The 10,037-nt window shown below is 62.2% G+C and carries 8 protein-coding genes; all 8 read right to left on the bottom strand.

Annotated features, from left to right (window positions below; genetic code table 11):
* Positions 1–41: 41 nt before the first annotated feature.
* The 8 genes from BLW05_RS36970 to BLW05_RS32340 all read right to left on the bottom strand — a co-directional run bounded on the left by BLW05_RS36970 (position 42) and on the right by BLW05_RS32340 (position 10,023).
* The gene (locus BLW05_RS36970; RefSeq protein ID WP_371127007.1) at positions 42–326 is read right to left on the bottom strand and encodes a DUF3592 domain-containing protein; all 285 of its coding nucleotides are present in this window, start codon (positions 324–326) and stop codon (positions 42–44) included.
* Between the two features lie 555 nt (positions 327–881).
* Positions 882–1,640: an H-NS histone family protein gene (locus tag BLW05_RS36765; RefSeq protein ID WP_177142902.1), complete on the bottom strand. Its 759-nt coding sequence runs from the start codon at positions 1,638–1,640 to the stop codon at positions 882–884.
* 496 nt (positions 1,641–2,136) lie between these two features.
* Positions 2,137–5,019 (bottom strand): MobF family relaxase, encoded by a 2,883-nt coding sequence (mobF, locus tag BLW05_RS32360; protein ID WP_093168515.1) that lies wholly within the window; start codon positions 5,017–5,019, stop codon positions 2,137–2,139.
* 7 nt (positions 5,020–5,026) lie between these two features.
* A complete protein-coding gene (locus BLW05_RS35720) occupies positions 5,027–5,212 on the bottom strand; it encodes a hypothetical protein (protein WP_143044989.1) in 186 nt (61 codons plus the stop codon).
* Between the two features lie 237 nt (positions 5,213–5,449).
* Entirely contained in the window at positions 5,450–6,568 is a 1,119-nt protein-coding gene (locus tag BLW05_RS32355; protein WP_143044988.1) for an ABC transporter substrate-binding protein, read from the bottom strand.
* Positions 6,569–6,853: 285 nt separating this feature from the next.
* A complete protein-coding gene (locus BLW05_RS32350) occupies positions 6,854–8,059 on the bottom strand; it encodes a tetratricopeptide repeat protein (RefSeq protein WP_256330601.1) in 1,206 nt (401 codons plus the stop codon).
* Between the two features lie 202 nt (positions 8,060–8,261).
* Positions 8,262–8,813 (bottom strand): type IV secretion system DNA-binding domain-containing protein, encoded by a 552-nt coding sequence (locus BLW05_RS32345; protein ID WP_256330603.1) that lies wholly within the window; start codon positions 8,811–8,813, stop codon positions 8,262–8,264.
* Between the two features lie 292 nt (positions 8,814–9,105).
* Positions 9,106–10,023 carry a LysR family transcriptional regulator gene (locus BLW05_RS32340; RefSeq protein ID WP_093168511.1) on the bottom strand — a complete coding sequence of 306 codons (918 nt, stop codon included), beginning with the start codon at positions 10,021–10,023 and terminating at the stop codon, positions 9,106–9,108.
* Between the last annotated feature and the right edge of the window lie 14 nt (positions 10,024–10,037).

Genomic DNA, 10,037 nt, shown 5'->3' with positions numbered 1-10,037 from the left:
AGCGCTCGACAGCATCGAGGTCAACGACCGTCTCGCCCAGATCAAGCTATGAGCCGCTGACGGCCCGTCAAGAGGGCCTTGGTCGCCCGCTTACGATTGAAGTAGCGCCTATCGTCCACAGAGTATTCATACCTCCACTCGGGACACCACAGGCGGCCGTTTTTGCCATCCGACCACGTAATCTGCACTGAGCGCACTATGCCGTCCGTTCGCGGCCAGCTTTTCTGCGCACGCTCGAGGAGGACCCCTTTCGCGCCGTAGACGAGAAGAAGAGCGCCAAACGCGGAGGTCACGAGCGCGAGAATCAGTTGCCTCTTGGCGACCATCATCGTGCGCAACCGAGAGATGCGGAAGGCATCGAATCGACCGAGCATTCCCCTGCTGAAATATGCATGCTTACGAGATTCACTCCAGACGTCTGCTATTGACTGGCTGGCTGGCGCCCTCAACCGACCGAAGGCACTTAGGCCTATCGCTGCCGCATAGAGGAACGCCGCTACGAAGAATCTCCAGCCTCTTTTCATCATGCTTTCTTGCAAAGCCGTGCCTGCACCTTTGAAACTGGGCGACCGTATCGAAGGTCCGGTACTGGCCGAACATATTCATCGGGGCGGCCCGCCAATCATCGAATCAGACCTACCTACGTTGACGCTCAATTCCAAGCCAGGTGGATTCGGTTGTCGGGGGCTTCACCGGCCATCACCGGACTTGCACCATGCCCCTTACGCCACCGATTCCCCGATGAGCCAGTTCCGACTGTAGCCGTGTGATCACGGCCCCAATCCTTGGTCGGCGCCATTCTGGAAGCTGCGCCAAAAGAAAACGGGCCGCAGAGCGGCCCGTTTGTGTGGATTCTTCGGACGAAGAGGCTGACTGAGCTATCAGCTCGCGGACGCTCCCGTCTCGGCGGTCTCCGGCACGGCGGATGTCACAACAGGCGCTGCAGCCTTCGTGGTCGTGCGCGGGCTGCGGGTCTTGGCAGCAGGCTTCGGCTTGACGGCCTTGGAGGCGGCCTTCTCGGGGGCCTTCGCAGCAACCTTGGGAGCCTTCGCAGCATTGGGGGCGGCAGCTACCTTCTTTGCCGGCGGAGCCTTCTTCGAAGGAACACTCTTCTTTGTCGCGGCTTTCTTCACGGCCTTTTCGGCCTTTGCTTCAGGGACTGCGGCTTCAGCCTTCTTGGCGCGACTCGACGTCTTCACCGGGGTCGGAACTGCGCGGACCTTCCGGGCCGATTTCTTCGCCACCGGCGCGACCGGCGCGACCGGCGCCGCGGCTTCCTTGGCTGGAGGTGCTGCGACGACGCCAGATTGATCAATGAGGAGCTTGTCACGGTTGCGAACCGTGGCAATCCAACTCGGAGCCTTGCCGAAGCCCGTCCAGGTCTTGCCTGTCTTCGGGTCGCGGTACTTGGGAATGCCTGCGCCCTTGCGCGCTGCCTTGCCGCCGCCGAGAGCCTTGCCGGCGGCTGTCTTCAGCGCCTCGGCCCCACGGCCAAAGAGCTGTTCGACCGTCAGGCCAAACGAGGCAATCGATTCCCTGATTTGCGCAACCACCTTGGTCGTTTCGGTCGCACGCAGCGCGGCAGCCTCTTTTTCAAGTTTTGCGATGGTGGCTTTGAGTTGCGCGTAGGACTTGGTCATTGAGTCTGGAACCTTTGAAGTGGATGAGGTCGTCGCCTGGCACCGAGAGAGGAACGCCAAGAGCGATACGCCAGACGAACACGCCGATGGTGGAGCCGAAGAGCAGGAAAGGAGCCTGCGCATCTGAATCCATTTAGGCAAGGTCTGGTTGTGGTCGATTATTGCAGGACCACAGGCCGGCGCACGCGCGTCCATCACGGGGATGCCATCTGCCTGAAGGCTCGAACGGATGAAGGAGTGCCTATCTCGAGGAAATCGACGAGTGGCCGAACTGCGTCGTCGCAGCCTGTCTGGTGGGGCAAGCGTACGTCACGTGCGGGGTTGCGCACCGCGACTCCGCGTTCGCGCTCAGGACGCGCATTTCCGATCTGACGTTGACTTGCGGTTTGTTTTCTCTGACTCGCTGAGAGCAATCGGAGATGAGATGAATGCAAGCTTGGGCGTGGTCTGAGCTGCCTGTTGGTTGCTCGCAGCAAACTTGCTCCATCTGGAGGATCTATCCGAAGCGTCCGATTTGCCCTGACTTCCTTTGAATAGGCTTCCTTCCCTCGGCGGGCGCCCTGAGAACTCGACGAGTGGTGGGTAAGCCGCGCTCCTGCTCCCTTTGCTGCTGAATGGAGAGCGCCGTCGTCTTGTCACACATCCTCGAGATTGCATTCGGCAGTTTGTCAATCGAGTCCGTGTAGATGCGGGCCTCGTGTTTGGCGCGACTGACTGCAACGTAGTAGAGGTTCATCGACGTTGTCCGGCTGACCGTGTCGAGCGACATGAGGGTTCGGTCAGTAGTGAGGCCTTGCGCGCTGTGAACGGTGGTCGCATACGCATGCTCGATGTGCAGCGGTTGGGTGCCGAGCAGTTCAATCGACTTGCTCGGATCGCTTTCCTTGCGCTTGATCGCTTCGAGCCTCAGCAAGGGGCCGATGACAGCGGTCACACGCATGCGATCCCCATTGCGCACCCCAAGCGTCTTGTCCTGGCGGTTGATCCGGACGACGTCGCCGACGGCGAACTCGGCGCGCTCGGGCCAGTAGACGCTCAGTCGCTGGGTCTTGCGAGGATTGAGCTGCATAGTCGTACCATCCGGACGCTCAAGGGTCAGATGGACTCCCGTGACCTCCTTCACCACATAGCGTTCGCTGAACTTCAGGCCGGCCTGCGCATAGTTCCTCTCTGGCTGGATCACCATGCCGCGCTTGTAGTTTGCGGCCCAGGCACGCTGGGCCTTAGTCATGTCCAACCGGATCAGGGTGTCGACCTCCCGGCCCTTGCCGGCCAGGTCGAGCCCTTCCCGAACCATCTGATTGATCTCCCTTCGGGCCTTGTTGGTCCCCGCCACCATCAGGGTTCGATCGCGCTCGGTCTTGCTGAGCGCTACGAAGTCACTCGCCATTGATTGATGACGCGCAGTCGGCTCCGCGACTTCCTCAAGGTGGCTGATGTGCTTGAGCGACTCGCGCACCTGTCCATCGGCGGCGTATTTCACCGCCTTCTTGAGCGTGTCGTTCAGCTGTCGCAGTATCTCGTCGATCCGGGCGGTCTTCATGCCCGCCTGCTGCAGTTGCGAGAACGGCTTGCCGAACTCGATGGGCTCCGTCTGCTTGGTGTCCCCGAGGAGCACCATCCGGGCTCCGGCCTTTTCCACCACTCGCATCAGCTGGGCCATCTGGCGCGCGCCGACGACGCCTGCCTCATCGAGGATGACGAGGGATCTGTCATCGATTGGTTTGTGTTTGGCGCGAAGGAAACTCTCGAGCGTATTGGCATCGAGGCCATCGCCTTTGAGGGCATCGACCTGATTCCCGTAGGGCGCCAGCGCGATCGTGCGCATGCCGCCGCCCGACTTCTCGATGAGCTTGACGGCCTCGGTCACCGCGTAGCTCTTGCCGACCCCTGCATCGCCCTGGATTCCGACAAACCGGTCCGTCGTTCCAAGCATCAATTTCACCGCCTCGCGCTGTCCTTCGTTCAAGGTGGTCTCGGCCAGCGCGGCGGCGAGCGCATCGGCGGCGATGATCGGCTCAATTTTCCCTCGTCCTGCACGGTCAATGGCCAAGATGGCTCTCTCGAGCTTGAGTGCTTTTGTCGTGGTGTGTCGGGTGCCCGCCGCCACGAGCGATCGGCGCTGGATGGCCTGCTGTACATAGGTCTTCGCTTCGCCCGGGCTCCAACCTTTCAGGTTCTGCAGGAACAGGGCCCACGCCGTTGCCGTGATCGCGGGACTGTCAGGGCGGCCCACCAGGGTGTAGGTCGTCGTCGAAGGAATCAGCGCGCCGGTGGAGACCAGTCGCTTGATCTCAGCCCGGATCTCGTCGGGCCTTGCCATACCGACGGCTCGTTGCATCGCGATCGTGGTGAGCTCGCTCTCGGTTGCAACCGCTTCACGTTCGCCCAAATGCCTGATCGCGTACTGGACACACACCTGGGCGATCGAAACTCCCGGCTGCAGCTTCGAGAGTAGCTCCGCATCGGCGCTGTAGGCGCGGTCCTTGATCTGGCTGCGCGCGCCGAAGTCGATGCCGAGCTCCCGGCTCTTGGTGACCCAGTATTCCTTGATGATCGCGCGATCGCGCTCGTCTTTTCCCTTTCGGGTGGCGAGCGAGATGATCTGCTTTTCGAGCGTCGTGGCCGTGGCCCGCGTCTTCCCGTCGTTGGCTAACGCTTCCTCGATGATCCGGCTACGCTCCGAGAAGGCCTCGATCTGCTCGCGCGAGATGTGATCCAGCTCGAAGCGGCCGGTGTGATCCGTCATCCGGATCTCGTACCCCAGCTGCTTCAGGTTGATCGCAAGCTCGGCGTGGTAGTGCGCCTCGATCTCGATCCGGTGCGCAAAGATCCGCTCGTTCGACAGCGCGCGCCAGGCGCCGTCGGCGCGCTGCGTCATGTTGAGGATGACCGCATGCGTGTGCAACTGCGGATCCTTGGCTCGGCTCATTTCGTGGCGGAACCTTCCGATCACCAGATTGCCTGTGTCCTCGCGCACGCTTTTGCCCTTGACCTTCCTGCGTGCGGACGCCAGCCTCTCGGCATGGGCCAAGGCGCTCGCCACTGCGCGGTCGTGAGCGTCGCTAACCTCCTTGTCGCCGGCGATCAGCGCCTGCATCGAGACGGACTTTGGCGCGGAAAAGGTCAGGTCCAGTCCCATTCGCTTCTTCTTGTCGACCGGGTCAAACGTCGCCTGGATCCGGTCGCCATTGGGCAGCTGCCCATCCAGAAGCCGAGATAGCTGCTTCTGCTCGATGGGGCCGATCAGGCCCAGCCGCTCGGCGCCGGCGCCTTGCCAGAGGCCGGGGTTCTCCTTGGCGTAGTAGTCGTCCGCCGAGGAGAAGTAGTGGGCCGCCGCGTACTGGTTGTCGCCGCGAATCGGAGTGATGCCAAGCATCGCGGTCCTAGCTGACGATCTCAATCGGTGTGGCGCGATGTGGATCGGGCACGTAGGGCAGGGTGATCTCGCCGATCGTGAAATCCTCCGCGATCATCCCGAACCCCAGCAGCATCGTGTCGGCAAGGACGTCGCGCGTACAGGCGCACCATTGCTCGTCGCGTCCACGTAACAGTGATTCCTGAACGATCAAGGCGCCGAGTGCCTCTCTCGGCTCTTGGCTTGGCTGAACAGTGAGAGAGGCGGTAGGTCAACATTGATTCCCATCGGATCAGTCTTTTCGCAGGGCCCCGGTAGGTCAATCAGATCCCTCTGAAAAACGTCACGAATTGGGATTAGAGCGACGAGACGGTGGTGTGCCGTGTCGTCCGGTATTCACACGGACCTGGATGTTTTTAACGATCTTGGTCGATCCAAACTTGCGGTCGAGTCACCGAACGACTTCCGCCGCGCGCAACAGAAGTCCCTGGGGAACTGTGAGACCCAGTGCCTCCGCCGTCCTCAAATTGATGACGAGGAAGTACTCGTTGGGTTGTTCCACCGGCAGATTGCCGGGCTTCGCTCCACGTAGGACCTTCGCAACGTATTGCGCGGCCAGCCTGAAGTTCGCGTCGTCATCGGCTCCATACGAGATCAGCCCGCCTGCATGGACCACTGAGCCGAACTCGTACATTGCGGGGATCCGGTGCTCTGCCGCGTAGTCGATGACACGTCGCCGGTTCAGATTGGTCAGTGCATCCGTGACCATCATGAGCGCATCAGGTCGCTCGCGGTTCATCGCGCCCAGCGCGTCGTCGAAATCGTCCGGCTCACGAACCCCCAACGGCTCGATCTCGATGTGCAAGAGCTCCGCGGCCCGCCTGATTTCCTCGTACCTCAAGGTCATCGCGTAATTGGCCGCGTTCCACAGCACCGCCACCCGCCTTGCGGATGGAACCAGGTCTTTCAGCAACTCCAGGCGCTTGGCACTGAGCGTGCCCGCTGGATCATTGACTCCGGTCAGGTTGCCGCCCGGATGCGCAAGACTGGGCACCAATCCCGCTTCCACGGCATCGCCGGCGCTGAGGAACACGACGGGAACCGTGGAGGTCGCCCTGCTAATCTCCTTCGCGGCAGCCCACCCGACCGCGACGACCACATCGACTTTGTTTCCGATCAGATCGTTCGCAGCCGCGGTCAGCCGCTCGTTGCGAAGCTCGGCCCAACGTCCCTCGAAGCTAATGTTCTTGCCTTCGACATAGCCGAGCGCTCGAAGCTCCTCGCGGAGGGGACTCGCCGGCGCGCGGTCCGGCGGCGGAAACCCCCCCGAGAGATAGCCGATGCGCCACGTCCTGCCAGGCGTCTGGGCCGAGACGGCGAGCGGGCATGCCAGTGGCACCATGCCTGCTGCAAGCACCAGACGTCGGCGTGCGATCATTCGGTCCCCCTGGTCGGCACAGATGGAGGAACGCAGGGACTGCGTGGTTGGCTTGGCGATCTTACTCCCAGGCCTGCCGAGATCGGCGCTGATTCCCGCCGGTGCTTCGGCCTCGCGAATGATCGAGTACAACGGGGACGCCCCCCGGCAGGCGGCCAGCGGCCGCAGAGACTTCACTATGCAGGCCCATGCTCCCCAGCGCCGTGGCGGTCAGGCCTTGCTGTCGGTTGGCCAGTGCCCTGAGCAAGCGCTGCGCAGCATGAACCTGCTGCAAGCACATCCATGAGGCATTTCGCAGCGTCCCCTGTGTTCGCTCGCTCGGCGGGAGCAAGCGGGGTTAGAGCATCGAGATGCTGCGGAATGGACATACGAGCTTCCATTCGGCGCGCCCGGCATGGTGCTGCTTGCCACGCTTGCCTAGGCAGCGAGCTCAATTGCCCTTGTTTCAAGCAGATCGATCAGGACGCGCTCAACACGACTTCCACCGATGGAAACGCGTTGATCCGCAGATATCGGCTTCAATGTATCGGCTGCTTCAGCGTACTGCCCTCTGGCAAACTGACTGACAGCATCAACCAGCCTGATCGAGAGCCTCGTCTGGTCGCTGGGCTCCTTGGCTGTGATAGTCGCCTTGCTTTCCTCAAGCGCAGCAATATCGCCTGCCGATACCTGAATCCCGGCAAGATGCAGTGCGATAAACGGATGTGACAGCGTGGACTTGAAGCGCCCGGACAGGGCGGAAACTGAGGCTGAAATTGGACGCGTTGCCCCGGTGCGAAGGTATTCACGCAACAAGAATCCGCCGCAATCGGCCAGCGTCAGCACCGGACCGCAGCGAGTGGTCTCTGGTGCAGAGTAACGCTCATAGCGCTGCCATGCCTGCTCGGTCAATCCCAACTGCCACTCTGCCAATGCCAGGTGCCACTGCACATGACCATACATAGCACCGCCCTCCGCCGACGCGCGGTGCGCGTCTAGCCAGTCACCCAGCAATTCCAATGATTGCCGAGGTTCACCCTGGTCGTGTAGCACATGCGCATAGCTATGGATAACGTAGGGAGACTGTGGGCGCTGTTGCAGTGCTCGCTCGACAAGTGCACGACCTCGGCTCTGATCGCCGGCCTCACTGGCTGCGAACCCCATTCTTGCAAGCCAGGCCCAATCGTTATGCAAACTGGGATCGACCGATTCCATGATATTGAGAACGCGTTCAAGCTTACGTGCACCGCCATAGAAGATCAGATAGCCACAGAGTTGCGAGACGACTAGCAGGTCGCTAGGGTTGGCGGCGATGTAGGCCTCGGTCGCTGAAAGGTTGGCGTAGGGGTCTTCAAGAAGGCCAAAGAGCGCGGAGATATGCGCGCGCTCCCAAGGCAGCGCAGCCCGTGCGGCCAGTAGCGCACGCTCTTTGAAGGACTCTGCGTCAGCAGCGTTGGCGTCTTTGGCAAGCATGTGGCGCGCAGCCAGCGCCAGGGCGAGGTTGCTGTCCAGCGCCAAAGCTTGATCGAGGGCTTCCGCGGCGCCCGGCTGAGAACCGAGGATGCGATCAACAGCGAGCTGATACCGTTGTGCAGCTTCTGGACGGTCAGTCGAGAGATGCCGACCGATACGTGCATCAATCATATTGGCTCCTCGAGTTGCAAATTGCTGATGCGAAGCCCTCCGATGCAATTTCAGTGTATTCCAACCCATGCGTCGTTGGGTCACCGTCGGGATGGGCAAGAGCGCCGTGACGCTACTGTTCCACCTGCGCCGTTTTCGCCCGGGTGATTCGACTCCAAGGCCTTGGGTGTGAACATGGGTTCCGGATGGCTCGGCGTGTGACTCAATTCGAGGTGTCAGGCGCGGCGTCAGCGAACAGGTCTGCTGTGCGGTCTGCATGATCGGATCGGCGCGCCCGGCGTTTGGGTGCCTTCGAGGAAGTCGTTGCCGTTGAAACTTCCGACGCCGGGGATGGCTGTTGCACGGGCTTGGCGGTCTGCGCGGTGATCTCGATGGCCGTTGCCCGCTGCGGGTAGGCCACCAGTTGCCGGCTTCCGCCCCCGCCGCGGCCGACGGTGTTCGTGATCTGGATTCGCTCGACGTGTTGCTTGCCCAGGATTTCGCTGGCCTTGTCGGCATTGAATGCGTTGGACGCACCGAAGATCAGGTAGTTGCGGAAGCATGCGAGCAGGGTCTTGGCCGAGTCCTTGCCGTAGGTCTCGTCCAGTTGCGCCCAGTCCTGGATGCTGCCGACGATGCGCAAACCGTGCTTGCGACCCTTGGTGGCCGCCGGCACGAAGGATTCGAGCTTGCCCAGCGACTCCAACTCGTCGAGGAAGAGCCAGAGGCGCGTGTCGGTCATCGGCTCGTGGCTGAGCGCCGTGGCGCCGACGATCGGCCGTTCAAGCTTGCTCGCCTCTAAGTCCGCTTTCGCTGCGCAACGGCAGCCGCAGCTGGCAGGCAGGGTAGGCGGACAGCTTGCGGCCCTTCAGGAGCCCGGTCGGTCGCGATGGCAGACCGCCGCAACTGGCTGCCGCGAGGAAACGGCGCGCGATCTCCACCAGGCGCGCGTTCAAGCACAGGTGTCAGACTGGCGCCGATGGGGATGGGCGACGCGTCGTGGGCCTCCGTTCAAACGTCCGCGAAGTTGGAGTTGCGGGCAAGCCAAAGATGACTGACAGTAGCCTTCACTCGAACTCGCTGACGAGCAGCGCGGGGACCCGCTGCTTCAGCAGTTCGAGCAGACGCTGGGATACCGGCGAAAGATAGCCACCGCTGCGGGAGCTCACTCCCAGTTCGCGTCGAAGCACTAGGAGCGAAGGCTGCACTTCGCGTAGCCGTGCGCGCCTTTCGGACGCAATCGTGTGGCGCGACACAAAGCTGAGGAGGTCGGTGCCCGCGATCAACTGCGGCAGCAGTGGGATGGAGTTTGCTTCGATCTGAACGGTGGGCGGCGGGAGACCGTGAGCCGCGAAGGCGGCCTCGAGCCATTGGCGGCTCGGGGCTTCAGGTTTTGGTAGCACCCATGGATAGTCAAGCAGCATTTCGAGGCTGATGCGCCGTGTCTTGAAGATAGGGTGGGCTGTGCGGCCGGCAACCACGACTTCCTCCATTGCCAAGGGATGCCGTATGAGCAACTCGTCCTTCTCCGGCGGAAGCAGGCCGACGACCAGGTCGAGTTGCTTTTGCCTCAAGTGCTCCAGCAGATCGAAGCTGGCCCCTACCTCGATGCTGACCTGCGCCTTCGGCGCCTGCGACAGCAGCACGTGGCACACCTGCGGCAGCAGCGCACCGACGCTGACCGTCCCGCTGCCGATCCGCACCAGTCCCGCGACACCCTGGGAGAAATCGGCGACGTGGCGCAGCGCCTCGTCCGCCGAGACGCGCAGCCGCCTCGCTTCCTCCAGCAACACCTGGCCCACGGGCGTGAGTCGTACGCCGCGGCCGGCTTTCTCGAACAGCGGGCCGCCCACGGTTTGCTCGAGACGGCGGATGGCCTTGGTCAACGCTGGCTGGCTGCGGGCGATGGTCTCCGCGGCACGCCCCAAATTCTCGGTCTGCGCCGCGGCTTCGAAGTAGCGTAGGTCGCGCAGATTAAGTTCCATTCAAAACTTTCAGT

The organism is Variovorax sp. YR216 (genome assembly GCF_900107745.1).
Lineage (GTDB): Bacteria > Pseudomonadota > Gammaproteobacteria > Burkholderiales > Burkholderiaceae_C > Variovorax.
This window is presented reverse-complemented; position numbering and strand designations above follow the sequence as displayed.